Consider the following 24,894-nt stretch of genomic DNA (forward strand, 5'->3'; position numbering starts at 1 on the left):
GATTAGCGTCACAATTATCTAAAGATTCGAAACCTTTGAGAAAAAATTACAAATGGTCGATTAAAGATTGTATCTTTATCATTTTCGGATAGACTTATAGCCGTGAAGTACAGATGATTGCTGTCATATAAATAGGAAAATTAGCAATGACTGCTCTAAATCAATATGGAATGAGTTTAGAAATTACGCCGCATAATGGATGGTCTCAGCGGTTTTGGGAGGATCTTTTACCAGTGAAGGAGCGGGTGAGTAAACATCCGTTTTTTACTGAAATGGCCAATGGGGGATTGAGCCTAGAAAGTTTCCGTTATGCTTTACTTAACTTCTATCCATTGGTAGCGCATTTCCCGTCATATATGGCTGGTGCGTTAGCTAAAGCAACTGCTTTTGCAGAACCTGGCGTTACTGAAACAAGAGATTGGTTAATTCAAAATATTAAGGTCGAAGAGCGCCATTTACAGTGGTATCGGGATTGGGCTAGAGGTTTTGGATTAACGGTAGAACAACTCGATAGTGTTCGTCCGCCAGCTTCGATGAATGCGGTGAATCATTTTCTTTGGAATATGAGTCATCGTGGCAACTTGGCTGAATGTCTGGCAGCGACCAATTTAGCAATTGAATGGGCGACAGGTGACTGGTCTATTCAAGTCTATAAAGGCATACACGCTTATACGGATCATCCGGAAGTTACCATTGATAAGCGTTCTTTAGCTTGGTTACGTGCACATGCTCATTATGATGATTTACATCCTTATGAAGCCATGGAGCTGATTAAACGTTTGTGCAATGAACGTCCTGATTGGCAGCAAAAAGCATTTCATGCGGCAGAAGAAGGGCTGCGGTATTATGAATTAGCTTTAGACGATTGCTATAGAGTACAGCTTCAAGCCTCTGCTTGATCTCATCTTAAAAAGGGAGAATATTCTACATATTCTCCCTTTTATTTTATTCAAGCAATTTTAAGAGCTTTGCCCGATACGGTGTTTCTTCGGGCAGAAGTTCAAGTAAGCGTTCAACGGCATCAACACGGTCGGGAACACGGCTAACCACACGTAATAGTTGGTCTACATCATCAATTTGATAAATCACATGACTCAAGCGGGCGTCAAAGCAATCTCTCCAAGCACACAAAAACGGACTTTCTGACTTGGCTAAAAAACTACCTCTATACAGTGTTAAAGTGGTTGCAGTAAAACCTAAGTTTAGTGCTTGCTCAGCCATGAGAAAGTCACATTGAATTTCACAGTTAAGTCTATATGGTCGTGACTCGATCACATCGGGAATCAGGTTTCGAAGCTGTGAGAGCTCAGCTTTTAGTGTAGTGGTACTCACTGGTCGATCGCCATATAAGGCATAGTGAAGCTCTTCTAAGTTTATGCCTTCCGGACATAAAGCAAGAATACATAAAATTTCGATTTGGCGCTGCGTGAGTGTCAAGCCATGTTGATTGTATTGAACCTTAGGCGTGCCTAGCGCCTTAATATATAAAATGTTCTTTTGATGAAGTTGAATGGCTTGTTTTATAATATCGGCACAGCGTTCAACAGCTAAAATTCCAAGTGAGTTATGCTTTTGATATTTAGTTGATAAGTTCATAATGCCGTAAAACTGGCCTGTGTTTGCATCGGTGATAGGCGCTGCATAACATACCCAGTCTCTAACGCTGTTCATCTGGTTTTCATGTGAATAAACACAGCTTGCAGAATGTGTATTTAGGGCAAGACCAATTGCATTTTGACCAACTGCTTGGGTTGACCATTGTCCACCTTCAACAAAATGGACTTGTTCGGCAGATGAACGCATAGGTGTACTACTCCATGTCCAGAGTAAAGTACCGTGAGGGTCAGTCACCCCAATTGCCATATCTGCATCTTCAGCAATATGCATCAAATTTCTATGGCACTCTTGGATTGAACGACCAAATAAGGAATGTTGCCATTCCTGATCTAGATCAAATATAGGAGCTGCATCTAGATCGAGTGACGGCTTTTTTCCTAAACAAGGGGTTTCAGAGATTGTTTCCGGTCTAAAGAAAGACGGAAGGTTGTCTGTAGAAGGCAATAATAATTGTTTTGACATATCCATATCGAAGTTCCTTTATCGTTGAAATGGCGTATCCGTGGCCGCTCAACAGGTTTAGCTTTCTTATTGTGACTATTTCCTCGTTATTTCATTTACCTTAAATAATTTTAAACGGTTTGACTATTATCCTATTGGGTAAGTTTTGTTATTTCGCCTCGCCCTATGACAAAACATCCTCTCTTGAAAATGGCTTTGGGGCAGGTTCTCCGAAATATTGCCGATCGGCAAAATAGCTAGAACGGACCATCGGCGCACTCCAGATATTTTTAAAGCCTAAACGCTGACCATGCTGAGTGTATCTTTCAAATTCTTGTAAATTCACAAACCGGTGAATAGGGGCATGTGATTTAGAGGGCTGTAAATATTGTCCAATAGTCACTAAATCTACATCATGATCTTTTAAATCGTTGAGTAGAGCAATAACCTCAGCTTCAATTTCTCCTAGCCCTACCATTAGACCGCATTTAGTTTTGATATCAGGACAGTATTTTTTAAAACGTTTTAATAAATTTAATGAATGCTGATAGTCAGAACCGGGACGCATTGCTTTATATAAACGCGGTACTGTCTCAATATTATGATTAAATACATCGGGTGGTGATAAGCTTAATGTAGAGAGTGCTGTTTCTAAACGGCCACGAAAGTCCGGAACTAAAATTTCAATTAGCGTATCTGGACAACGGTTTCTGATTTCTTCAATACACTTCACAAAATGTGCTGCGCCCCCATCATGTAGATCATCACGGTCTACAGAGGTAATGACTACATATTTTAAGTTTAGGTTAGCGACCGTCTCAGCTAGATGTATAGGTTCATTTTCATCTAAAGGCATTGGACGACCATGTGCTACATCGCAGAAAGGGCAACGTCTTGTACAAATATCTCCCATAATCATAAATGTTGCCGTACCACCACCAAAACATTCAGGTAGATTTGGACATGCGGCCTCTTCGCAAACACTATGTAGCTTTTGTTGGCGTAATAAATTTTTGATACGTTGAATTTCTTCGAAATCAGTTATTTTTGCTCGAATCCATTCAGGCTTTTTAGGTAATTCTTCGGTAGGTAAAATTTTAATGGGAATACGAGAAACTTTATCTATTCCTCTTAACTTAATACCTGTTTCTATTTGCTTTTTTAAGTCCATATATAAAATTCCATTTTATATTAAATTAATTTGCAACTAGACTGGTTATAATAAAAAACCTTATTTCTATAAATAAGAAATAAAGAATTTATTAATGCGTATAGTGCACAGCAAATATTATAAATTAATAAAGGTTGGTTAAAGGTTTGTTTCACAAGTGCATGAAATGAATTAAAATTTTTTAATTTTATTTTTGTGGTGTAAGTTTGTGATAAATAAAAATTAATAGCTAAAAAACTTATTTAAAACTTTTTAGTCTAATAGCATATTAAATTAAATTGAGTTTTATTATTTATAGCGAAATATATAACACTCGCTGAAACTTGGTTGATTTTTAATAATCAAGATAATAAAGGAAAAGGATATGCAATTAACGGAAGAGCAATTACTCGCAGCATATAAACGCATGCGTGATATTCGTGAATTTGAAGATCGACTTCATGAAGAAAATACCAATGGTGATATTCCAGGCTTTATTCACTTATATAGCGGAGAAGAAGCTGTAGCAGTCGGGATTTGCGAAAACTTAACCGACAAAGACTATATCACTTCAACACACCGTGGACATGGACACTGTATTGCAAAAGGCTGTGACATTCACGCCATGATGCTGGAAATTTTCGGTAAAGATGACGGACTATGCCGTGGAAAAGGCGGTTCTATGCATATTGCCGATTTAGATAAAGGTATGCTCGGTGCCAACGGGATTGTGGGTGGTGGGCCTCCTTTAGCAATTGGTGCAGCGTTGACAGCGAAAACTTTAAAGACTGGTGGCGTCGGACTGTCTTTTACAGGTGATGGTGGTTCAAACCAAGGCCTTACTTTTGAAGCGATGAACATGGCTGTTGTTCTTAAACTTCCCGTGATTTTCGTTTTTGAAAATAACGGTTTTGGTGAGGGGACTGGTCATGATTACGCTGTAGGAAGCAAAGACATTGCTGGTCGTGCAGCAGGCTTTGGTTTACCGGCAGTTAAAGTTGATGGTACAGACTTCTTTGCCGTCTATGAAGCCGCTCAAACTGCCATTGAACGCGCGCGCCGTGGTGAAGGTCCAAGCGTGATTGAAACCATCACAAACCGTTTTTATGGCCACTTCGAAGGTGATCCTGGCTTGATTCGTTCTAAAGAAGAAGTCGAGTTCATCAAAGAAAATAAAGATCCTTTGAAAATTTTCCGAGAAAAAGTCAAAGGCAAAATTGATGAAGCCAAACTAGACGAGATTGATGCAGCTTCAAAGGCAAATGTTGATGATGCCGTTGCTAAAGCCCGTGCTGCGGCATATCCGAAACCAGAACAACTCCTTACTGACGTCTATGTCTCTTACTAAAGGAATAGTAAAGATGCCAAATAAAAGTTTTCGTAATGCAATTAAAGAAGCCATTGAATCAGAAATGCGCCGTGATCCAACCGTATTTGTTGTTGGTGAAGATGTCCGCGGTGGGCACGGCGGTAAAAACACTGAAGAAAACCAATTAGAAGGTTTTGGTGGTGTATTGGGCGTAACCAAAGGTTTATGGACAGAGTTTGGTTCGGATCGTGTGATTGATACACCAATTACCGAGTCTGCAATTATCGGTATGGCTGCTGGTGCTGCTGCAACAGGTTTACGTCCTGTTGCCGATTTAATGTTTATGGATTTCTACGGCGTGTGTCATGACATGCTCTATAACCAAGCCGCTAAATTCCGTTATATGTTTGGTGGAAAAGCAAAAGCGCCAATGGTTGTACGTGGCATGATTGGCGCAGGTTTCTCTGCGGCAGCTCAGCATTCTCAGTCACCGTATAACGTATTTGCTGCGGTTCCGGGCTTAAAAGTTGTGGTTCCATCTAGCCCATATGATGTGAAAGGGCTATTAATTCAGGCTATTCGTGATGATGACCCTGTAGTGTTCTGTGAACATAAAATGCTTTATGACATTAAAGGCGAAGTTCCAGATGATGCATATACCATTCCTTTTGGTGTAGCAAATTACACCCGTGAAGGAACAGACGTGACCATTATTGCTTTAGGTTTGATGGTACATCGCGCTAATGAAGTAGCAGATAAACTAGCAAAAGATGGCATTTCGGTTGAAGTGGTCGACCCTCGCACAATTTCACCTCTGGATGAAGAAGGAATTTTAGAATCTGTTGCATCGACTGGGCGTGTGGTTATTGTGGATGAATCAGCGGCACGCTGTGGCTTTGGTCATGATGTTGCCGCCCTGATCGCGCAAAAAGGTTTCCACTATTTGAAAGCACCTGTTGAACTCGTAACGCCACCACATACGCCTGTTCCATTCTCTCCAGTTTTAGAAAAAGAATGGATTCCAAGTGTAGAGCGTATTGAGCAAGCTGTGCGAAAAACATTGGAGGCTTAGGATGAGCGAAATTAAAACGCTGGAGATCCCGAAATGGGGATTATCCATGGAAGAAGGCACGATCGCCCAATGGTTGATTAAAGAGGGTGATAGCTTTAATAAAGGCGATGAAATTTGTGAAATTGAAACCACAAAAATCGTCAATGTGTTAGAAGCGCCTTTTGCTGGAACGCTCCGTAAAATTTTAGCGAAAGATGGTGATACTTTACCTGTTGGTGGTCTTATTGCCGTATGTGCTGATAGTGAAGTTTCTGATGCAGAAATTGAAAAGTTTATCGCATCACTAGGTGGTTCAGCAGCTCAAGCACCTTCGGAGCAAAGTAAAGCGGAAACATCTGCACCTGTTGCTGAAAAAGCAGAACAACCACAGACTGTAGCAGCTAGTGCTTCAGCTCCTGCAAAGGTAGCGAAAGATGACTACGCTGTACCAGAGTCATTACAAGGCTATCAAACATCTGATGAGTTGTTTGCAACGCCACATTCGTTAAAGCTTGCAGAAAAGCACAATGTGAACTTAGCGAAAGTCACAGGTTCTGGTCGTGAAGGCCGCATTAGTGTTCAAGACATCCAGAAAGCTGTACAAGCGGCTGGTGGTCAATGGCCTGATGTTAAGCAGCAAACTCAAGCTAAAGTGGTTAAATCTACGGCCGATGATAGCCAAGTTTTAGCAACGCCTGTAGCACGTCGTTTAGCAAAGCAGTGGGGCATTAACCTAAATGATTGCCGTGTTTCAGGTACTCGTGGCCGTGTCTGTAAAGAAGATGTTGAGGCAGTTTACTATCGTAATAACCCAACATCGGTAAATGAACAACCTGTGCAATGTGCAGCCCAACCACAATCAACCGTTACGACGGTGGCGATGAATGGGATGCGTAAAGCGATTGCTTCACGGTTACAGGCTGCAAAACGTAACGCACCGCATTTCCGTTTAGTGGTCGATCTCAACGTAGAAGCTTTGCAAAAACTACGTAAGCAGATTAATGAGACTGTTCCACAAGTCAAACTTTCTATTAATGACATGCTAATTAAGGCAGCTGCCGCCGCGCTGATTAAAGTACCAGAGGTGAATGTTCAATTTGATGAGGCGACTCAATCAATTTTACAGTTCTCTCAAGCGGATATTTCCGTGGCCGTAGCGATTCCAAACGGTTTAATTACACCCATTGTGAAAGCTGCAAATCAAAAATCGTTGGCACAAATTTCCGATGACATGCGTGATTTGGCAACTCGTGCTAAGACTGGCAAGTTACAACCTGACGAGTTTCAGGGTGGTAGCTTTAGCATTTCAAATTTAGGAATGTTAGGCATTAAACAGTTCGATGCCATTATTAACCCACCGCAAGGTGCAATTATGGCATTAGGTGCTTCGGAATCTCGCGCTGTTGTCGAAAATGGCAATGTAGTGGTTCGTGAGATTGTCACAGCGACGTTGTCATGCGATCACCGAGTTATTGATGGCGCAGTTGGGGCGAAATTCTTGGCCAGCTTTAAGCAGTTTGTTGAAAACCCTGCTTTAATTTTGGTGTAGGAGAACCCGCATGTCAGAAGCTCAATTTGATTTAATTGTGATTGGCGCGGGACCGGGTGGGTATGTGGCTGCAATTCGTGCAGCCCAGCTCGGGTTAAAAACCGCAATTGTAGAAGAGCGACATTTAGGCGGAATTTGTCTAAATTGGGGCTGTATTCCAACCAAAGCTTTGCTTGCAGGGGCAGAGCTCGCAACCCAGTTTAAACATGCCGGACAGTTTGGTTTTCAGGTATCCCAACTCGATTTTGATATTCAAAAGCTTGTGCAACATAGCCGACAAGTGTCAGCTCAATTAGTACAAGGCATCGATTACTTACTGAAAAAGAATCAGGTGACGGTTTTTAATGGTCGTGCTCAGCTTACGGCAAAAGAAAAACTTGAAGTGACAGATGCTCAAGGTAATAGTCAGGATTTGAGTGCACCACATATCATTTTGGCAACTGGAGCTAAAGCTCGACATGTTCCTCAACTTCCTGTCGATGGAATATATGTCTGGAGCTATAAAGAAGCGCTTGTTCCAGAGCAGTTACCGAAAAGTTTACTGGTTGTAGGTTCAGGTGCAATTGGTAGTGAGTTTGCTAGCCTTTATCAAGATTTGGGATGTCAGGTGACCCTTATTGATTTGGCTAAACAAATTTTACCGACCGAAGATGCAGAAGTTGCTCAATTTGTTAGAAAACAATTTGAACAAAAAGGTATGAAAGTCTTAACCGATGCTGTCGTTCAAAGTATTCAGATTGAAAATGAGCAAGTCCACTGTGTGGTTGAAACGGCAAATGATGTTCAAACGCTTGTTTTTGACCGCGTGCTCTCGGCAATTGGTGTACAGCCGAATACCACAGGGCTAGGACTAGAACGTTTAGGTGTAGAACTCAATCCACAAGGTTTTGTGGCAATTGATGACTATTGTAAAACCAACGTAGCAGGGCTTTATGCCATTGGTGATGTTGCTGGAGCGCCTTGTCTCGCTCATAAAGCAAGCCATGAAGCCATGATATGTGTCGAGAAAATCGCTGGTGTGGCAAACGTCCATTCACTCGACCGTAGCCAGATACCCGGTTGTATTTTTACACATCCACAAGTGGCAAGTATTGGTTTAACGGAAAATGCAGCAAAAGCTAAGAATCTACCTATACGTATTGGTAAGTTTTCTTTAACTGCAAATGGTAAAGCTTTGGCAATTGGAGATGCGTCAGGTTTCGTTAAAACGGTGGTACATGCAGAAACGGGCGAGCTGCTTGGTGCACATATGGTCGGCCATGAAGTGACCGAACATATCCAAGGATTTGCCATTGCGAAATATCTAGAAGCAACTGATGAAAGTTTAGCTCAAGTGATTTTCCCGCATCCAACATTATCAGAAGCCATGCATGAATCTATTTTGGCTTCAATGCAACGAGCGATTCATATGTAGAAATTCTACATTTACAGGAGTTGAACATGGTTAAGGGATTAAAAAATAAAGTTGCTTTAGTGACTGGGGCAGCCCAAGGCATTGGCCGTGGGATTGCCCTGCGCTTGGCGCAAGAAGGGGCACATATTGCATTAGTTGATATGAAACAAGATCGACTCAACGATGTGCAGCAGGAAATTCAGGCTTTAGGTGTAAATGCGAGCACTTTTATTGCTGATGTAAGTGACCGCGAGCAGGTGTATGCTGCTATAAATCATGCTGAGCAAGCCCTTGGTGGGTTTGATGTCATGATTAATAACGCTGGAATTGCACAAGTTCAAGCGATTGCGGATATCACACCTGATGAATTTCAAAAAATTGTTGATATTAATATTGGTGGAGTACTGTGGGGAATACAGGCTGCTGCTGCAAAATTTAAACAACGCGAACATAAAGGTAAAATCATTAATGCTTGCTCAATTGCAGGCCACGATGGGTTTGCTTTACTCGGTATTTACTCGGCAACCAAATTTGCGGTACGAGCACTTACCCAAGCTGCGGCAAAAGAATATGCCAGTCACGGTATTACGGTAAATGGATATTGCCCCGGAATTGTCGGAACGGACATGTGGGTTGAAATCGATAAACGTTTTGCTGAAATTACCGGTGCTGCAATTGGTGAAACTTATAAAAAGTATGTGGAAGGCATTGCTTTAGGTAGGGCCCAAACACCAGACGATGTAGCCGCATTAGTTGCTTTTCTGGCAAGTGAAGATTCAGACTATATTACGGGTCAATCCATTTTAACGGACGGCGGAATTGTCTATCGCTAAAACAACATCCTGATTTGAGGGAGATAATAATGAAAGCAGCGCGTTTTTATGACAGAGGTGATATTCGTATTGAAGATATTCCTGAACCAGAAGTCACTCCCGGCACTGTAGGCATTAAGGTAGCTTGGTGTGGAATCTGTGGTACAGATTTGCACGAATTTATGGAAGGGCCAATTTTTATTCCACCGTGTGGACATCCGCATCCTATTTCAGGTGAATCTGCACCGATTACCATGGGACATGAATTTTCAGGTGTGGTTTATGCCGTTGGTGAAGGTGTTGATGATATTGAAATTGGCCAGCATGTCGTCGTAGAGCCTTATATTGTGGCGGATGATGTACCGACTGGACCGGGCGATAATTATCATCTTTCCAAAAATATGAACTTTATTGGTTTAGGTGGTCATGGTGGTGGTTTATCGGAAAAAATTGCGGTTAAACGCCGTTGGGTGCATCCAATTTCCAATAAAATTCCGCTAGATCAGGCAGCCTTAATTGAACCTTTATCGGTTGGTCATCATGCCTATGTGCGCAGTGGTGCAAAGGCTGGAGATATTGCTCTGGTTGGTGGTGCGGGCCCAATTGGTTTATTGCTTTCGGCAATTTTAAAAGCGAAAGGGCTTAAGGTCATCATTACCGAACTAAGTGCCAAACGTAAAGAAAAAGCCAAAGAGTCGGGTGTTGCAGATTATATTTTAGACCCGTCTGAAGTTGACGTTGTTTCTGAGGTTATGAAAATTACCAATGGTAATGGTGTCGATGTCGCGTTTGAATGTAGTAGCGTTAACAAGGTATTAGATACTTTGGTTGCGGCAGTGAAACCAACAGGCGTTATAGTTATTGTTTCGATTTGGAGCCATCCAGCATCAATTAATGTGCATAGTGTAGTAATGAAAGAGCTTGATGTACGAGGCACAATTGCCTATGTAAATGACCATCAGGAGACTATTAAACTGGTTGAAGAAGGTAAAATAAATCTGGAACCTTTTATTACGCAGCGCATTCAACTTGATGATTTGATTTCACAAGGTTTTGAAACCTTAATTCATAACAATGAATCAGCCGTTAAGATTATCGTACATCCATAAATAGACACTTAAGCCTATAAAAAAAGAGCGATGATTCGCTCTTTTTTATTAAAGTAAATTGTTGTCTTGGGCTTCAATAATAGGGGGTAATGGCTGTCCTAAAGAACTTAGAGACTCACGTTCAATCAAACGCACAATAGAGTCGAGCGGTAAATCATTTTCTTGCAAACCGAAAGGTTCTTCAATTTGAGCGCTTAATGCATCTAGTCCTAAAAACATATAAGCGATTAAGCCGACAATAAGCGGTGTCCAAATACCTAAAGCTGCTTCAAGGCTAAATGGTAGAATGAAACAGAAACAGTAAACGGCGCGGTGCAAAAGTACTGAATATGAGTAGGGTAAAGGTGTCCCAGCAATACGGTCACAACCCGCTTGAATATTACCTAGCTCAACAATATGGCGTGTCAGAGTGCCATAGATAATGTCACTAATTTCGCCGTCTTTTAGAGCTTTGACTAAATCTTTTTGAATATTTTCGAGTACAAATTGAGGTGCATTAATATGCTCATTTAAATAATTAAGTGAAGAATTATTTAAATAGGCATGCTCAAGAAATTTTGTGGGTTCGACTGTTTGTTGACGTAAACGATCACGCAATAAATTACTAAAAATTAAGACCTGATGAATTAAATGTTCACGTTGTTCATTAGATAAAACATGGCTATCTCTAACAATATGTCTGGCATTGGCAATTAAAGCACCCCAGAGCTTGCGGCCTTCCCACCAACGGTCATAACATGCGTTATTTCTAAAGCCTGTACAAATCGAAAGAATCACGCCAAAGATGGTAAATCCGATCGCGGGTACGGTAGGAATTTGAATCCAATGATAATAAGAGAGCCAGACCACACAGGCTGAAATAAGTACAACAAAACTCAGTGCAGGCAAAACCTTCGGCAAAATTGTTCCTTTCCAAGCAAATAAGAGTTTAAATACATTGCTTTTATCACGAACAATCATATAAAGCCTTTGAACTAACGAACCTAACCAAGTGCAATATGATACGCCTTAGATGAGCTAAATACCTAGCTAAAGCTTATGCTTTTGTCTGTATCGCCAAAGAGTAGTGCGGCTAATTCCAAAAATATTCGCTACCATATTCAGGTTATGGTTATATTTTTCTAAAGCTGCTTGCACATTTTCTGGACTAAGCTCTGCATTTGTCTCGGGTAATTTAACGTAATCATCTGCATTTAAGAGTTCATTTGGTAAGTCTTCGACTTCAATTTCATCCTTACCATTTGCCATGGTTAAAGCATAAAGAAGGGTGTTTTTAAGCTCACGAACATTTCCCGGCCAGTCATAATTCAATAAAACTTGCATGGCTTTTTGATTAACATGGCGAGGCATTGTATCGAGTTGGGTTGAGCTCTCTTTTAAAATCTGATCGACAATAAGAGGAATATCGACTTTTCTCTCTCTGAGTGGTGGTATGAAAATTGGAATTACGCGTAGACGGTAGAGTAGATCATGACGGAAACGCCCAGCCTTAGCCTCTTCGCGTAAAGCTTTATGTGTTGCTGTAATAATGCGGACATTAGCCTGAATTGGTTTTTCACCACCTACAGGAGTAAATTCACCTGTTTCTAACACCCGTAATAATTTAGCTTGAAGCTCTAAAGGAATCTCGGCAATTTCATCCAGAAACAGCGTTCCACCAGCGGCACGTTCAAACACACCTTTATGGTCACGAATTGCTCCTGTAAAAGCACCTTTCACATGCCCAAAGAGTTCACTTTCTAAAATATTAGAATTTAAAGCTGCACAGTTAATGGCAACAAAGATCTTATTTTTACGCTGGCTATAATCATGAATTGCTTTTGCCACAAGTTCTTTACCGCTACCAGATTCACCGCGTACGAGCACTGGAAACTCAGTAATTGCCACTCTTTGAATAATTGAAAACATACGAGTCATTTCTGGTGAACAACTATTGAAAACTTTAGCCAAGTCTTGCAATTGTTCTGTTAGCTCTACTTGATCAGCAATATCATTCTCTATGCTAACGGGCTGTAGAATATGCAATTTCCCGATAATGCGATGCTCTGCGATGTAAATATCATGTTCTTGATAGATAAATCGCTTTCTCATTTTAGGAGTATTGATCTCAAGATATTGATTGTGATGGTCTTGAGTAAGCGCTGCTATGTTCTCTACAGAAATATCGTCTGTATTAAATTTATAGTGAATTGCTTGAGTCGTTGTGTCTGCTAAAAACAGACTCGCATTTGGGAATAAAGCTTTTAATTGCTCAAATAAAATAAAAAAATCTTGTTCTGACTCAAAATTTAACTTTGCCATTTCATATGTTTCACAATCGTTTCATTGAAACATACTTGAGTTTCATAGGAACATCAAGCTGCGTTTGTTTTCTAACTTTAATTTTACTTGTTGTTTTAAATATTTGATTTTTATATTTATTATTTAATTTTAAATAATTGGCATCTTATTTGCAAAATATAGGAAAGAAATAAACTATTAGGATATAAATCATGTTCTTTAAGCAGTTTTTTGAAAAAGAAAGTTCGACTTATACATATATGCTTGGGTGTGAAGAAACACGAGAGGCTGTTTTAATTGACCCAGTTGCATCAGATATAGAGATTTATGCAAAAGAATTAGAGCAGCATCAATTTACGCTTATCTATACCTTAGATACTCATGTTCATGCAGACCATATTACCGCTGCAGATTTACTTCGTGAACGGTTTCATTGCAAATCAGTTTTACATCGAAACTCAGATGTAAATTGTGGAGATATTTTAATTACAGATGGTTGCATGCTTAAAGTCGGCAATCTCAGTATTGAAGCACGCTATACACCAGGCCATACCAATGCTTGTACGAGTTACCTAGTTGGAAACATGATTTTCACTGGTGATGCATTATTAATTGACGGCTGCGGTCGAACTGACTTCCAGCAAGGTAATGCAGGCACACTTTATGACAGTATTCATAAACAACTTTTCAGCTTACCTGACAACACTATTGTATATCCGGGACACGATTATAAAGGTCGTTTGTCTTCAACGATCGGTTATGAACGCTTAAATAATTCACGTCTAGGTCAAAATCGCTCGCGTGAAGATTTTATTAAATTAATGAATAATTTAAATCTTCCATACCCAAAACAGATCGATAAAGCGCTACCTGCCAATCAGGCTTGCGGCTCAATTTCACAATTATAAGGTGGCAATATGGAACTTAAACGAGTTAATCAAGATTTTTATGTTGCTGGCCAGATTACTGCCGACGATATTGCGAAAATTGCAGACCAAGGAATAAAAACTCTGATATGTAATCGTCCAGATGGAGAAGGTACAGATCAACCTAACGTGATTGAAATTGAAGAAGCAGCTCAGCGACATGGCCTAAACGTAATCTATCAGCCTGTTATTAGTGGTAAAATTACCGATCAACAAGTTACCGAGTTTAAGCAGCTTTATCAGAATGCTCAGAAGCCCGTTTTAGCATATTGTCGCTCTGGTATGCGTGCAATCAGTTTGTGGGCTTTGGCTGAAGTTGCTCCATCAGATGCAGCACTGTTAGTTGAGTCGGGTAATAAGCTTGGGTTTAACTTAAAAGGCTTGGTGCCACGTATTTTAAAACGTGATCATGAACCAGTCACAATTCCTTGTTATAGCGTTGTGATTGTTGGCGCTGGGGCAGCAGGAATTTCTGTAGCGTCGAGTCTTTTATGTCGTGAACCTCATTTAGATATTGTCATTATTGATCCCGCAGATACACATTATTATCAACCGGGCTGGACCATGGTTGGTGGCGGTATTTTTAAACCTCAAGTAACCGCACGTTCAATGGCAAGTGTGATTCCTTCAAAAATGAAATGGATGAAAGCAGCAGTTGCTGGATTCGATCCTGAGCATAATCAAGTTATTTTGGAAGGATGCCAACCCATTCAATATAAAGCCTTAGTCGTCTGTCCTGGTTTAAAACTCAATTGGCATGGCATTGAAGGCTTAGTTGAAACCTTAGGTAAAAATGGGGTGACGTCTAACTATCGTTATGATTTAGCGCCGTATACATGGGAACTGGTGCAACAGCTAAACGGTGGAAAGGCAATCTTTACCCAGCCACCTATGCCGATTAAATGTGCCGGTGCTCCTCAAAAAGCAATGTACCTTTCAGCGGACTACTGGTTAAAGCAAGGCAAACTCAAAAATATATCTATCCATTTTTATAACACCGGCGGTGTTTTATTTGGTGTGAAGGAATATGTACCTGCACTAATGCAATATGTCGAAAAATATGGTTCAGAACTTCATTTTAACCATCAACTTGTCAAAGTAGACGGGCCTGCAAAGAAAGTATGGTTCAAAGTGGTGAATGATGAAAATGCAGCATTGGTCGAAACAGACTTCGATATGTTGCATGTTGTTCCACCACAACAAGCGCCCGACTTTATTCGTGCAAGTTCTCTTACTGATGAAGCAGGCTGGGTGAGTGTTAATCCTCAAACCTTACAACACACACAACATGCCAATATTTTTGCTTTAGGCGATGTGATGAATGCACCTAATGCCAAAACTGCTGCTGCGGCACGGGCACAAGCTCCGATCGTTGCGGTTAATGTTATAGCCCAGCTCAAAGGTGAGCAAAACTTCTGCGAGTACAACGGCTATGGCTCATGTCCACTCACAGTAGAGCGTGGAAAAATCGTTCTGGCTGAGTTTGGCTACGGCGGCAAATTACTTCCAAGTTTTCCAAAATGGGTGATTGATGGGCAAAAACCTTCTCGTTTGGCTTGGCTGCTTAAAGAGCAGATTTTACCGCCGATTTATTGGCAAGGCATGCTTAAAGGCCGTGAGTGGATGGTCAAACCTGAGCGAGGATAAACAAAGCAATGCTTTGTACGAGCGCAAGACGAGAACTATGTTCGAGTGGAAGAGGATAAACAAAGCAACGCTTTGCCCTGAGAAGCGGTTAAAGCTTCGCAAGAAGACGAGATCAACTCACTCATTAACCAGCAGTCTACTGCAAACGATGTATATGCAATTTTAGGCTTTTAATATGTTATTACCTGTCGTTGAAGGCATTGTGATTGGCTTTTTACTTGGTCTTACCGGTGCGGGTGGTGGCATTCTTGCTGTACCCGCGCTTATGACCAGTCAAGGCTGGAGCGTGGCGCAAGCTGCGCCGATTGGGTTGTTGGCGGTTGCGCTATCTACTCTCATAGGAACCATTGAAGGCTTATTTAAAAAGATTGTTCGTTATCGTGCTGCGATTTGGATTGCCTTAATTGGTACTCCTATGGCACATATCGGCATTTTAATAGCTAACACGATTTCACCTATTTGGCTCATGTTAATATTTAGCTTGGTCATGTTTACAGTGGGTTATCGACTTATTAGTAACCGAATTTCGGATTTTCATAACCCGCCGTGTCAGGTCAACCCAAGTACGGGACGCTTTATCTGGAATTTTAAAACTGGTGGTGTGCTTGCGAGCATCGGGATTATTGCTGGGCTTTTAACTGGGATGCTCGGGGTGGGTGGCGGCTTTGTAATTGTACCCGCGCTTAGAAAAGTCACAAATTTGGATATGCATAGCATTGTTGCAACCTCACTTATGATTATTTTCCTGATTAGTGGCATGAGTATTGTGATGCATATTGCAGAGGGCTTTCACTATCCAGTCGCCATTACTAGTGCGTTTGCACTCGCATGTGCATTCGGTATGTTATTAGGACGCCGAGCTATTCGGTTTATTCCGTCTGCAATTGTACAAAAGGTCTTTGCTTTAATGGTTTTTGCTGTCGCAATTTATATGGTTATTAAGATTGTTAATCTAACAAATATCTGAGCGATATAGTATTTTAACCTTCTCTATAAATAGCAATTTTTCCAAGATGAGATATTAAAATTATCTTTGGAAAATTGATTTAAACCATTTAAATTTTTGAGAAAGTGAAATGAAGCGAATTAATGTAGCAATTTGTGGTTTTGGACGGATTGGGCAACAAATTGCAGAGCTTCTTTTAAATCGATCGACATACTATAAACAAAAATATCAAATTGATGCCCGTTTAGTGGGTGTCTGCAACTCATCATCAGGTTTAATTAACCAAGATGGTTTACAAGCTTCAAAGTGGCTAGATAAAACACAATATCAAGCAGGCCTAACAGAGCAAAAGTTTTTAGAAAAGGTTCAAGCAGATGTCATTATTGAGACTGGACCAAGTGACTATGTGACAGGTGGAAAAGGCCTATTTTATTTAAATTATGCTTTAACAAATAACATGAATGCGATTGCGGTATCTAAAGGTGCTTTAGTCGTAGAAGGTAAAAAACTAATTAACTTGGCACATCAGCACAATAAAAAACTATTTTTTAGCGGTGCCACTGCTGCAGCTTTACCGACGGTTGATTTGTTTGAATATAACTTAGCTGGCTGCCAAATTTTAGAAATAGAAGGTGTCTTTACCGGAACCACGAATTTTATTTTGAATGATATGTTGCAACACGAATGCGCATTTGCAGAATCTCTTGAAAAAGCTCAAACAAAAGGGTTTGCAGAACCTGACAGCTCTTTCGATGTAGATGGATGGGATACTGCTGCCAAAATTACGATACTAGCCAATACTGTTTTGGGGGCTGATGTAAAAATTCAAGATATTCCAAGACAAGGAATTAGTCACGTTACGGCTGAACATATTCGTGGTTGGAAAAAAGAAAATGTAATTCCTCGTCTGGTTGGTTTTATTCATATTAAGAATCAGCAAATTCAAACAGGTGTTGAATTAAGGTTAGTCCCAGCAAATCATCCGTTTGCTCATCTGCAAGGTTCTAATAAATGTATTCGGGTGTTAACGCAAGAAATGGGGGAATTTGTTGTCAGTGGAGGGGCATCTGCGCCATTAGCCACAGCAGCCGCGGCTTTAAAAGATTTTGAGTTGATGCTAAAAACTGGCTGCTAAAATTAATTATGATTTATAAAAAAAGCAGGCTTTTATGCCTGCTTCTCACAATTTTTTTGACTGCTAAATAACTTCTTTCCAATTTCAAACTTACTAAACATTAAGTAGTTACCAAGTAAGATGAGTAAAATTCCAAATACAGCATTTAAAGTCCACTCATATCCTTCAAAGAAAGTAGAAACTGTTAAAGCAACTAAAGGAAAGAGCAACGTGCTATAGGCTGCTTTGGCTGCACCAATTCGTCCGACCAGAGAAAAATAAGCTGAAAACCCAATAACCGTACCAAATACAGCCAAGTATAGTACCGAGCTTAAAAATGGGAAATTCATCGGCGGCATTAAATCTTGTCCTGTAAATAAAGCCAGAATTAACATCACCAATGCGCCATAAGTCATTGCATAACAGTTTGTTGAAAAGATATTTAGACCACGTTTTTGGTGTCTAACACTAATCATGTTCCCTAACGAAAAACCGTAAGTGCCTATTGCACATAGCCCAATACCCATTAATAGCTGCGCATTAAACTGACTATTAATCAGGTCATGCCAAAACAGTAAAACAATACCACTTAGGCCCAAAAGTGCAGCTGGTGCAAAGTTTGGGGAAGGTTTCTGCTTAAAAAAGATAAGCGCATTAATGGCATTAAAGAAAACCGCCATCGAAAAAATGACAGACTCTAAACCGCTATTTACATATTTAACCGCAGTATAAAAACAAATAAAGTTTAGGCCAAAAACACAAAGTCCTTGCAGCATACAGAACAAGTGATCTTTTAAAGCAATTCGCTGTAATTTTCCTGAAAATAGTAAAACAACCCAAAGTAATAAGGCTGAAATAGCAAAACGCCATAAAATTGCGACAACGGGTGTTGCATAATGGCTTTGAACGGCAATTCCAATCCATGTTGTTCCCCAAATCAACACCACCGCAACATAGAGTAAAATATTCATAACTTCATCCTCGATTACCAAGCTTAAGTATCTAGGAATGCTTCATTTTTCACGTATATATTCTTGTGTTGTACATGCAAGATCTTGCGTTTTTTATAGATCTAAACTAGCTGAATTTTGCTGAATATGGTTAACTTAAGCTCAATCATATTCGTTTTAATTTTGCATGGCTTATCAAACTTTAGAACAGCTGCAGCAGTCTAAAGCCAAGCTTCACGAAACTGTGGTGCTTGATGAAAATATGCAACTTGCATTTTGGTCTAATCAGCAAGATCGTGTAAGTGTCTGTAGCGATCACCACACTTTAAGTCTTTATATTCAAGATGGTTATGAAAGCTATCAAAAAACACCTGCGGGCTGGAAAAATGGTGGTGGGCCGGGACGTTTTTGCCTATTACCCGAACATCAGGAGTCAACTTGGGACATACGTGGTGGGCTTAAATTTGTCCACTTGTACTACACCGATCAACATTTGCGTGATGTTGCTGAAAAAATATGGGACAAAGAGCCGAATCAAATTGAACTAAACGAAGTTGTCTTTAATGACGATGAACGGATTCGGGCGTTATATCAATTTTTCTTGTTAGATTGCGATTGGCAAGATTCTTCAAATCATTTGCAAATGAGTACAACGGCAAGTTTATTGTTGAATCACTTAATTCGAAAATATAGCAGTGTTCAATGGCAACAGCCTACTATCAAGGGTGGGCTGGCACCTCATAAACTCAAATATATTCAGGAATGGATTGAAGATCATCTAGATCAGGCACTCACTTTGTCTGATTTGGCAAATGTTGTGAATTTAAGCGAATACCATTTTGCTCATATGTTTAAACAGTCCATGAATATGGCGCCTCACCAATATGTCATGCAAAGACGCTTAACTAAGGCCAAAGGACTAATTCAGTCATCTCAGCTTTCTTTGCAAGATATTGCCCTAGTATGTGGGTTTAGTTCAGCAAGCCATTTAAGTCATCGCTTTAAACAATTTTATGGCATGAGTCCTTCGCAGTTACGTTAAGTGTCTAATGTAATTGGTTTCTCCTGAGCTGCGTCAAATGCAGCTCTTGCCGCATCAATATCCGCAATATGCTGCTGAGCCCATTGGCCTAAAGCAATTACAGGTTCTGTAAGTGAATGGCCCAGTGGAGTTAATTCATATTCAACATGAGGTGGAACTACAGGATAAACTGTACGTTTAACCAACCCATCTCGTTCTAAACCACGCAAACACAATGTAAGCATACGCTGCGATATTCCATTGATACGTCTCTTTATTTCAGAAAAGCGATGAGGATGTGATGCAAGTGTCATTACAATGAGTATACTCCATTTCTCTCCAACTCTAGCCAATACTTGACTAACTCTTTGGCAATCTGAACTCTGGATATCATGAGGTATGGTTACAGTCATATTACTTGGTTCCCTAAATGTGCCTTCTTGTGCATAAGAATAATAGTAGTAACATAATTAGCTCAAGTAACAATTTTATACTGTAGGTATAAGCGATGAAACTACTTCAAATTGACACAAGTATTTTAGGTGAGCAGTCTGTTAGCCGCCAACTCACCTCATCTGTTATTCGTCAGCTCAGCACAGCTTATCCAGATGCAGAAATTATTCATCACGATTTTGCTTTAGAGCCAATTCCTCATTTGTCTGATGCTGAGTTTTTAGCATGGCAAGGTGTTGAACCTAATAATGAAATAGCGCAACAACGTGTTGCACGAAACACCCAATATTTGGATGAGTTCTTATCGTCAGATATCGTTGTAATTGGCGCACCTATGTATAACTTTAGCTTCCCATCACAGTTAAAAGCGTGGCTTGACCGTCTATCTGTTGCTGGTAAAACATTCCGTTACACGGAAAACGGTCCTCAAGGTTTAGTAGAAGGGAAACGTGTCATTATTGCTTCTTCGCGTGGTGGTGTGTATTCAGAAGGTTCACCAGCCGAAGCTTTAGACTATCAAGAAACTTATATCAAAGCGTTTTTCAATTTTATTGGGGTGACTGATATCACTTTTGTGCGCGCCGAAGGAATCGCTTTCGGACCAGAAGCACGTCAAGCTGCCTTAGATAATGCAGCAGCGCAAATTGCCCAGTTAGCGGGTTAAAAATATAAATAGCCGAACAGTAAAGGAACTGTTCGGCCTTATTGAGATTATGATTTTAAGAAATCAATTCAATCAGTAAATAACTAGAAGAAAGTGACAGCGAGCCCAACCAGTGCCGAAGCAAAAATGACATATAACACATTAATGTTAAATCGGAATAAAGCAATAAATGCAGCCACAGTAATGAGGGCTGCGACAATATCAAAATGGCCTGAAAAACCCTGTGGCCATAACACATGGTAACTAAAAAATAGTGCTAAATTTAAAATGACACCGACCACAGCTGCAGTAATGGCAGTGAGGGGGGCAGTAAATTTAATTTCGTTATGTGTAGACTCAATAATGGGCGCACCCGCAAAAATAAAGATAAATGAAAATAGAAAGGTAAACCAAGTCACAATGACTGCACCGAGTGCTCCAGCAAAAAATAAATGCTCAGAGCCTAGTAATGAATGATTTACACCTCCTAAAAAACCAACAAAGGCAACGACCATAATCAGTGGACCGGGTGTAGTTTCACCAAGTGCCAATCCATCAATCATTTGTGTAGGTGAAAGCCATCCAAAATGATTGACAGCCCCCTGATAGACATAAGGTAAAACCGCGTAAGCGCCCCCAAACGTAAGCAGCGCAGCTTTAGTGAAAAACCAAGCCATTTGGGTATAGGAATGATGCCATCCAAAATATGCGCCTAAAGCTAAAATTGGCAATAACCATAAAGCGATTGCCACAAAAATAAGTCTGGCTAACCGTGACCAATAGAATTTAGCGTGCTCTGGTGTCGGAGTATCATCATCAATATATGCCGGACCATAATCTTTTTGACTGGCTTTATGTCCAGCCGCTGAGGAAAATAGTTCTGGGTACTTTTTACTCGCTAAATAGCCAGCAATACCAGCTGATAAAACGATAAGCGGGAAAGGAAGTTTTAAGACAAAAATGGCAAAAAACGCTGCAATCGCGACGACCCATAAAAACTTATTTTTAAGCGAACGACTACCTATACGGTAAGTTGCATGAAAGACAATTGCAGTGACGGCAGGCTTTATCCCGTAAAAAATACCTGCAATAACAGGCACATCTCCAAATTTTATATAAACCCAAGATAGCCCAATTAAAATAAATAAAGAGGGTAATACAAATAGAATACCTGCAACCAATCCTCCCGCAGTTCTATGCATAAGCCAACCAATGTAGGTTGCTAACTGCTGCGCTTCAGGACCGGGTAACAACATGCAGTAGTTCAGTGCATGTAAAAATCTTTTTTCGGATATCCAGCGCTTTTGCTCAACTAGTTCCTGATGCATCACAGCGATTTGTCCAGCTGGCCCCCCAAAGCTAATAAAACCAAGCTTGAGCCAAAATAAGAAGGCTTGCCAGAAGGTGACTTGTTCCACTGAATCATCAGGGGTATTTAATTGTTTTTGTTGCATATTATCCCCTAAAAAATAATATTAATTTTTACGTTTATGGCATAACGGAGTATGTTTTATAGCATAACAAACACAAATGTATTTTTTATGATAACCATTCAACTTTTATAGATAACTATTTATTAATTTGTTGATATTAAATGAAATTATTTTTTTAACTAAAGTTATCGCTTTAAATTATTTCCAAAGCTGAAACATTTTAAACATTATTTGCTCAAGTTGTTATAACAGGTTGTGAGCCGTGAGCCAGCTACCCCAAGATCCCAAAAATCACAAGCCTCTTTACGATCAGTTAAGGGAACTCATCCTTAATAAAATTGTAAATGGTGAATATGCCGTACTGAGCCAAATTCCATCTGAAAATGAGTTTGCTGAACAATTTGGTGTAAGTCGAATTACAGTTCGCCAAGCGCTCAACCAATTACAGTTGGAAGGCTATATTTTTAAGGTGCCAGGTAAAGGGACCTTTGTAAGTAAGCCAAAAACGTTCCAGAACATCTCAAGTTTGCAGGGTTTTGCAGAAGCAATGTCATCTGCTGGTCACGAAATTTTAAACCGTGTCATCTCCGCCGAGCTTAAGCAGGTCCCGATGCATGTTGTACCCAAATTAAAGTTACCAGTTAAAGCCAATGTGTATGAAATTCAACGTGTCCGTTTACTCAACCGTCAGCCAGTGTCGTATGAGTTGACTTATTTGCCAGAACATATTGGTTTGAAACTTAAAGAGAAAGCGATTGATTTACGTACAACCGATATTTTCAAGGCATTAGAACAAGAGTGTGACATCCCTTTGGGACATGCGGATTTAAGCATTGATGCCACGGTAGCGGATGAAGAATTAGCAGCTTTGTTGCAAGTCGAAATCGGAACTCCTGTATTACGCGTTGAACGTTTGACTCATGACGCAAATGGCCAACCGATTGACTATGAATATCTCTATTTCTCAGGCGATACCTTCCAGTACCGTTTACGTATTCATCGTTAATAACTCAAATAAAAATAAGGAATATTCAATGGAAACTAAATATCTTGAGTTCGATATTGTGGTGATTGGTGGTGGAACTGCTGGACCAATGGCTGCGATTAAAGCAAAACAAGAAAACCCCAATTTAAAAGTCTTGCTCATTGAAAAAGCGAATGTAAAGCGCAGTGGGGCGATTTCAATGGGAATGGATGGGCTGAATAATGCTGTCATTCCGGGCTATGCAACACCTGAGCAATACACCAAAGAAATTACCATTGCCAACGATGGGGTAGTTAACCAAACCACTGTATATGCATATGCAAAGCATAGTTTCAAAACTATTCAACAACTTGATCAATGGGGTATTAAGTTTGAAAAAGATGAGACTGGCGAATTTGCAGTAAAAAAAGTACATCACATGGGGGCATATGTTTTACCAATGCCCGAAGGCCATGACGTTAAAAAAGTTTTATATCGTCAGTTAAAGCGTGCTCAAGTCAAAATTAATAATCGGATTGTCACCACAAAGCTTTTAAAAAATGAGCAAGGTGCAATCAATGGTGTACTTGGTTTTGACTGTCGTAGTGGTGACTTTTATGTCATTAAAACGAAAGCTGCCATTTTATGTTGTGGTGCCGCAGGGCGTTTAGGTTTGCCAGCTTCCGGCTATTTAATGGGCACTTATGAAAACCCAACCAATGCAGGTGACGGCTATGCAATGGCATACCATGCAGGTGCTGAGCTTGCTAACTTAGAATGCTTCCAGATTAATCCATTGATTAAAGACTATAACGGCCCAGCTTGTGCCTATGTGACTGGTCCTTTAGGAGGTTATACCGCTAACAGTAAAGGTGAACGTTTCATTGAATGTGACTACTGGAGTGGTCAAATGATGTGGGAGTTTTACCAAGAACTGGAAAGTGGTAATGGTCCTGTTTATTTAAAAGTAGATCATCTGGCCGAAGAAACCATTCAAACCATCGAAGAAATCTTGCATACCAATGAGCGCCCAAGCCGTGGACGTTTTCATGAGGGTCGAGGAACCAATTACCGTCAAGATATGGTGGAAATGCATATTTCAGAAATTGGTTTCTGTAGCGGGCACAGCGCTTCTGGCGTATGGGTCAATGAAAAAGCTGAGACTTCAGTAAAAGGATTATACAGTGCTGGCGATATGGCTGCTGTACCTCACAATTATATGCTTGGTGCATTTACCTACGGATGGTTTGCAGGTGTAAATGCTGCGCAATACGTGAATGCAGTTGAAGATAGTGAATTAAACCAAAGCGAAATAGAAGCAGAAAAAGCTCGACTATTTGCGCCACTGAATTGCTCAGAAGGTTTACCTCCAGAGCAAGTGGAATATAAGCTGCGCCGTTTTGTAAATGACTATTTGCAGCCCCCTAAAACTCGCCAAAAAATGGAAATTGGGCTCAAGCGTTTTGAAGAAATCAAACAAGATATTAAGCGAATTTCTGCCAGAAACCCACATGAGCTGATGCGTGCCGCTGAAGTTTCTTTTATTCGAGATTGTGCGGAAATGGCAGCTAGAGCTTCACTGTTTAGAGAGGAAAGCCGCTGGGGACTGTACCACTATAGAGCAGATTTCCCTCAAAAAAATAACTCGGATTGGTTCTGTCACGCGCATTTGAAAAAAGATGAACACGGCAATATGGTCAGTTTCAAAAAGCCAATCGAGCCTTATCTGGTTCCGATTAATCAAGATGAAGCTGTGTCGTATGACCGTTTACGCATTCAAAAAGATGTTGCTCTAGCAGACTAAATAAATCAGGAATTCAAATCATGGCTTTTATTTTTAAAGAAGTACAGCACCGTACTGTCGCACCCGTCATTATCGATGAAGATAAATGTATTGCTGATAAAGGATGCACTGTCTGTGTAGATGTTTGTCCAATGGATTTATTGGCAATCGATCCAACAACTCAAAAAGCTTATATGCAATTTGATGAATGTTGGTATTGCATGCCTTGTGAAAAGGACTGCCCAACAGATGCAGTCAAAGTAAATATCCCATACCTACTCAAATAATTAATTTGGAATACGT

At 40.2% G+C, this 24,894-nt stretch carries 23 protein-coding genes; 16 read left to right on the forward strand and 7 right to left on the reverse strand.

Going from position 1 to position 24,894, the window contains the following annotated elements; translation table 11 throughout:
• Positions 1 to 146: 146 nt before the first annotated feature.
• Positions 147 to 899 carry an iron-containing redox enzyme family protein gene (locus tag MKL62_RS11675; RefSeq protein ID WP_000126114.1) on the forward strand — a complete coding sequence of 251 codons (753 nt, stop codon included), beginning with the start codon at positions 147 to 149 and terminating at the stop codon, positions 897 to 899.
• Positions 900 to 945: 46 nt separating this feature from the next.
• Here MKL62_RS11675 and MKL62_RS11680 read toward each other — a convergent pair whose 3' ends face one another.
• Entirely contained in the window at positions 946 to 2,085 is a 1,140-nt protein-coding gene (locus tag MKL62_RS11680) for a helix-turn-helix domain-containing protein (protein ID WP_005128722.1), read from the reverse strand.
• Positions 2,086 to 2,242: 157 nt separating this feature from the next.
• The gene (gene lipA / locus MKL62_RS11685) at positions 2,243 to 3,229 is read right to left on the reverse strand and encodes a lipoyl synthase (protein WP_005128721.1); all 987 of its coding nucleotides are present in this window, start codon (positions 3,227 to 3,229) and stop codon (positions 2,243 to 2,245) included.
• Positions 3,230 to 3,593: 364 nt separating this feature from the next.
• Here lipA and MKL62_RS11690 point away from each other — a divergent pair, with 364 nt between their 5' ends.
• The 6 genes from MKL62_RS11690 to MKL62_RS11715 are packed head-to-tail and all read left to right on the forward strand — an operon-like array spanning position 3,594 to position 10,431.
• Positions 3,594 to 4,556 (forward strand): thiamine pyrophosphate-dependent dehydrogenase E1 component subunit alpha, encoded by a 963-nt coding sequence (locus MKL62_RS11690; RefSeq protein ID WP_001177517.1) that lies wholly within the window; start codon positions 3,594 to 3,596, stop codon positions 4,554 to 4,556.
• Positions 4,557 to 4,569: 13 nt separating this feature from the next.
• A complete protein-coding gene (locus MKL62_RS11695) occupies positions 4,570 to 5,589 on the forward strand; it encodes an alpha-ketoacid dehydrogenase subunit beta (RefSeq protein ID WP_005128719.1) in 1,020 nt (339 codons plus the stop codon).
• 1 nt (position 5,590) lies between these two features.
• Positions 5,591 to 7,117 carry a dihydrolipoamide acetyltransferase family protein gene (locus MKL62_RS11700; protein ID WP_005128717.1) on the forward strand — a complete coding sequence of 509 codons (1,527 nt, stop codon included), beginning with the start codon at positions 5,591 to 5,593 and terminating at the stop codon, positions 7,115 to 7,117.
• A 10-nt stretch (positions 7,118 to 7,127) separates the two neighbouring features.
• On the forward strand, positions 7,128 to 8,531 hold the full coding sequence (gene lpdA / locus MKL62_RS11705; protein WP_005128716.1) for a dihydrolipoyl dehydrogenase: 1,404 nt from the start codon (positions 7,128 to 7,130) through the stop codon (positions 8,529 to 8,531).
• Between the two features lie 26 nt (positions 8,532 to 8,557).
• Positions 8,558 to 9,343 (forward strand): acetoin reductase, encoded by a 786-nt coding sequence (locus MKL62_RS11710; RefSeq protein WP_000238433.1) that lies wholly within the window; start codon positions 8,558 to 8,560, stop codon positions 9,341 to 9,343.
• 29 nt (positions 9,344 to 9,372) lie between these two features.
• Positions 9,373 to 10,431: a 2,3-butanediol dehydrogenase gene (locus MKL62_RS11715; protein ID WP_005128715.1), complete on the forward strand. Its 1,059-nt coding sequence runs from the start codon at positions 9,373 to 9,375 to the stop codon at positions 10,429 to 10,431.
• A 48-nt stretch (positions 10,432 to 10,479) separates the two neighbouring features.
• Here the strand turns inward: MKL62_RS11715 and MKL62_RS11720 are convergent, their stop codons facing one another.
• The gene (locus tag MKL62_RS11720; RefSeq protein WP_000637002.1) at positions 10,480 to 11,391 is read right to left on the reverse strand and encodes a bestrophin family protein; all 912 of its coding nucleotides are present in this window, start codon (positions 11,389 to 11,391) and stop codon (positions 10,480 to 10,482) included.
• A gap of 69 nt (positions 11,392 to 11,460) precedes the next feature.
• Entirely contained in the window at positions 11,461 to 12,732 is a 1,272-nt protein-coding gene (locus MKL62_RS11725) for a sigma-54 interaction domain-containing protein (RefSeq protein ID WP_005128713.1), read from the reverse strand.
• 191 nt (positions 12,733 to 12,923) lie between these two features.
• On the opposite strand from MKL62_RS11725, the gene MKL62_RS11730 reads away from it, so the two are divergent.
• The 4 genes from MKL62_RS11730 to MKL62_RS11750 all read left to right on the forward strand — a co-directional run bounded on the left by MKL62_RS11730 (position 12,924) and on the right by MKL62_RS11750 (position 17,365).
• Positions 12,924 to 13,619 (forward strand): MBL fold metallo-hydrolase, encoded by a 696-nt coding sequence (locus MKL62_RS11730; protein WP_005128712.1) that lies wholly within the window; start codon positions 12,924 to 12,926, stop codon positions 13,617 to 13,619.
• Between the two features lie 9 nt (positions 13,620 to 13,628).
• Entirely contained in the window at positions 13,629 to 15,284 is a 1,656-nt protein-coding gene (locus MKL62_RS11740; protein ID WP_005128711.1) for a bifunctional protein tyrosine phosphatase family protein/NAD(P)/FAD-dependent oxidoreductase, read from the forward strand.
• A gap of 175 nt (positions 15,285 to 15,459) precedes the next feature.
• On the forward strand, positions 15,460 to 16,251 hold the full coding sequence (locus MKL62_RS11745) for a sulfite exporter TauE/SafE family protein (protein ID WP_005128710.1): 792 nt from the start codon (positions 15,460 to 15,462) through the stop codon (positions 16,249 to 16,251).
• A gap of 109 nt (positions 16,252 to 16,360) precedes the next feature.
• A complete protein-coding gene (locus MKL62_RS11750; RefSeq protein ID WP_005128709.1) occupies positions 16,361 to 17,365 on the forward strand; it encodes a homoserine dehydrogenase in 1,005 nt (334 codons plus the stop codon).
• 32 nt (positions 17,366 to 17,397) lie between these two features.
• On the opposite strand, the gene MKL62_RS11755 is transcribed toward MKL62_RS11750, so the two are convergent.
• Positions 17,398 to 18,315 (reverse strand): DMT family transporter, encoded by a 918-nt coding sequence (locus tag MKL62_RS11755; RefSeq protein ID WP_001023744.1) that lies wholly within the window; start codon positions 18,313 to 18,315, stop codon positions 17,398 to 17,400.
• Between the two features lie 166 nt (positions 18,316 to 18,481).
• Between MKL62_RS11755 and MKL62_RS11760 the strand changes: the two genes are divergently transcribed.
• Complete coding sequence (locus tag MKL62_RS11760) at positions 18,482 to 19,336, forward strand: helix-turn-helix domain-containing protein (RefSeq protein WP_000331400.1); 855 nt, start codon at positions 18,482 to 18,484, stop codon at positions 19,334 to 19,336.
• Here MKL62_RS11760 and MKL62_RS11765 read toward each other — a convergent pair.
• The gene (locus tag MKL62_RS11765) at positions 19,333 to 19,728 is read right to left on the reverse strand and encodes a winged helix-turn-helix transcriptional regulator (RefSeq protein ID WP_001983845.1); all 396 of its coding nucleotides are present in this window, start codon (positions 19,726 to 19,728) and stop codon (positions 19,333 to 19,335) included. The two genes, MKL62_RS11760 and MKL62_RS11765, sit on opposite strands and share 4 nt — an antisense overlap.
• Before the next feature lie 95 nt (positions 19,729 to 19,823).
• On the opposite strand from MKL62_RS11765, the gene MKL62_RS11770 reads away from it, so the two are divergent.
• Positions 19,824 to 20,432: an FMN-dependent NADH-azoreductase gene (locus MKL62_RS11770; protein WP_000771643.1), complete on the forward strand. Its 609-nt coding sequence runs from the start codon at positions 19,824 to 19,826 to the stop codon at positions 20,430 to 20,432.
• An 83-nt stretch (positions 20,433 to 20,515) separates the two neighbouring features.
• On the opposite strand, the gene chrA is transcribed toward MKL62_RS11770, so the two are convergent.
• Positions 20,516 to 21,865 (reverse strand): chromate efflux transporter, encoded by a 1,350-nt coding sequence (gene chrA / locus MKL62_RS11775; protein ID WP_005128707.1) that lies wholly within the window; start codon positions 21,863 to 21,865, stop codon positions 20,516 to 20,518.
• Between the two features lie 241 nt (positions 21,866 to 22,106).
• Between chrA and MKL62_RS11780 the strand changes: the two genes are divergently transcribed.
• The 3 genes from MKL62_RS11780 to MKL62_RS11790 are packed head-to-tail and all read left to right on the forward strand — an operon-like array spanning position 22,107 to position 24,878.
• Complete coding sequence (locus MKL62_RS11780) at positions 22,107 to 22,850, forward strand: GntR family transcriptional regulator (RefSeq protein ID WP_000080819.1); 744 nt, start codon at positions 22,107 to 22,109, stop codon at positions 22,848 to 22,850.
• 28 nt (positions 22,851 to 22,878) lie between these two features.
• Positions 22,879 to 24,612, forward strand: coding sequence for a fumarate reductase/succinate dehydrogenase flavoprotein subunit (locus MKL62_RS11785; protein ID WP_005128705.1), 1,734 nt, complete (start codon positions 22,879 to 22,881; stop codon positions 24,610 to 24,612).
• A 20-nt stretch (positions 24,613 to 24,632) separates the two neighbouring features.
• Positions 24,633 to 24,878, forward strand: a complete 246-nt coding sequence (locus MKL62_RS11790) for a 4Fe-4S dicluster domain-containing protein (protein ID WP_000864074.1) — start codon at positions 24,633 to 24,635, stop codon at positions 24,876 to 24,878.
• Positions 24,879 to 24,894: the final 16 nt, after the last annotated feature.

The organism is Acinetobacter sp. AOR01_HL (genome assembly GCF_027855455.1).
GTDB classification, from domain to species: domain Bacteria; phylum Pseudomonadota; class Gammaproteobacteria; order Pseudomonadales; family Moraxellaceae; genus Acinetobacter; species Acinetobacter baumannii.

Bases quoted from the DNA above. Each gene is read 5' to 3' on its own strand.
- MKL62_RS11675 (WP_000126114.1), top strand. From the start codon at position 147: ATGACTGCTCTAAATCAATATGGAATGAGTTTAGAAATTACGCCGCAT.
- MKL62_RS11680 (WP_005128722.1), bottom strand. From the start codon at position 2,085: ATGGATATGTCAAAACAATTATTATTGCCTTCTACAGACAACCTTCCG.
- lipA (WP_005128721.1), bottom strand. From the start codon at position 3,229: ATGGACTTAAAAAAGCAAATAGAAACAGGTATTAAGTTAAGAGGAATA.
- MKL62_RS11690 (WP_001177517.1), top strand. From the start codon at position 3,594: ATGCAATTAACGGAAGAGCAATTACTCGCAGCATATAAACGCATGCGT.
- MKL62_RS11695 (WP_005128719.1), top strand. From the start codon at position 4,570: ATGCCAAATAAAAGTTTTCGTAATGCAATTAAAGAAGCCATTGAATCA.
- MKL62_RS11700 (WP_005128717.1), top strand. From the start codon at position 5,591: ATGAGCGAAATTAAAACGCTGGAGATCCCGAAATGGGGATTATCCATG.
- lpdA (WP_005128716.1), top strand. From the start codon at position 7,128: ATGTCAGAAGCTCAATTTGATTTAATTGTGATTGGCGCGGGACCGGGT.
- MKL62_RS11710 (WP_000238433.1), top strand. From the start codon at position 8,558: ATGGTTAAGGGATTAAAAAATAAAGTTGCTTTAGTGACTGGGGCAGCC.
- MKL62_RS11715 (WP_005128715.1), top strand. From the start codon at position 9,373: ATGAAAGCAGCGCGTTTTTATGACAGAGGTGATATTCGTATTGAAGAT.
- MKL62_RS11720 (WP_000637002.1), bottom strand. From the start codon at position 11,391: ATGATTGTTCGTGATAAAAGCAATGTATTTAAACTCTTATTTGCTTGG.
- MKL62_RS11725 (WP_005128713.1), bottom strand. From the start codon at position 12,732: ATGGCAAAGTTAAATTTTGAGTCAGAACAAGATTTTTTTATTTTATTT.
- MKL62_RS11730 (WP_005128712.1), top strand. From the start codon at position 12,924: ATGTTCTTTAAGCAGTTTTTTGAAAAAGAAAGTTCGACTTATACATAT.
- MKL62_RS11740 (WP_005128711.1), top strand. From the start codon at position 13,629: ATGGAACTTAAACGAGTTAATCAAGATTTTTATGTTGCTGGCCAGATT.
- MKL62_RS11745 (WP_005128710.1), top strand. From the start codon at position 15,460: ATGTTATTACCTGTCGTTGAAGGCATTGTGATTGGCTTTTTACTTGGT.
- MKL62_RS11750 (WP_005128709.1), top strand. From the start codon at position 16,361: ATGAAGCGAATTAATGTAGCAATTTGTGGTTTTGGACGGATTGGGCAA.
- MKL62_RS11755 (WP_001023744.1), bottom strand. From the start codon at position 18,315: ATGAATATTTTACTCTATGTTGCGGTGGTGTTGATTTGGGGAACAACA.
- MKL62_RS11760 (WP_000331400.1), top strand. From the start codon at position 18,482: ATGGCTTATCAAACTTTAGAACAGCTGCAGCAGTCTAAAGCCAAGCTT.
- MKL62_RS11765 (WP_001983845.1), bottom strand. From the start codon at position 19,728: ATGACTGTAACCATACCTCATGATATCCAGAGTTCAGATTGCCAAAGA.
- MKL62_RS11770 (WP_000771643.1), top strand. From the start codon at position 19,824: ATGAAACTACTTCAAATTGACACAAGTATTTTAGGTGAGCAGTCTGTT.
- chrA (WP_005128707.1), bottom strand. From the start codon at position 21,865: ATGCAACAAAAACAATTAAATACCCCTGATGATTCAGTGGAACAAGTC.
- MKL62_RS11785 (WP_005128705.1), top strand. From the start codon at position 22,879: ATGGAAACTAAATATCTTGAGTTCGATATTGTGGTGATTGGTGGTGGA.
- MKL62_RS11790 (WP_000864074.1), top strand. From the start codon at position 24,633: ATGGCTTTTATTTTTAAAGAAGTACAGCACCGTACTGTCGCACCCGTC.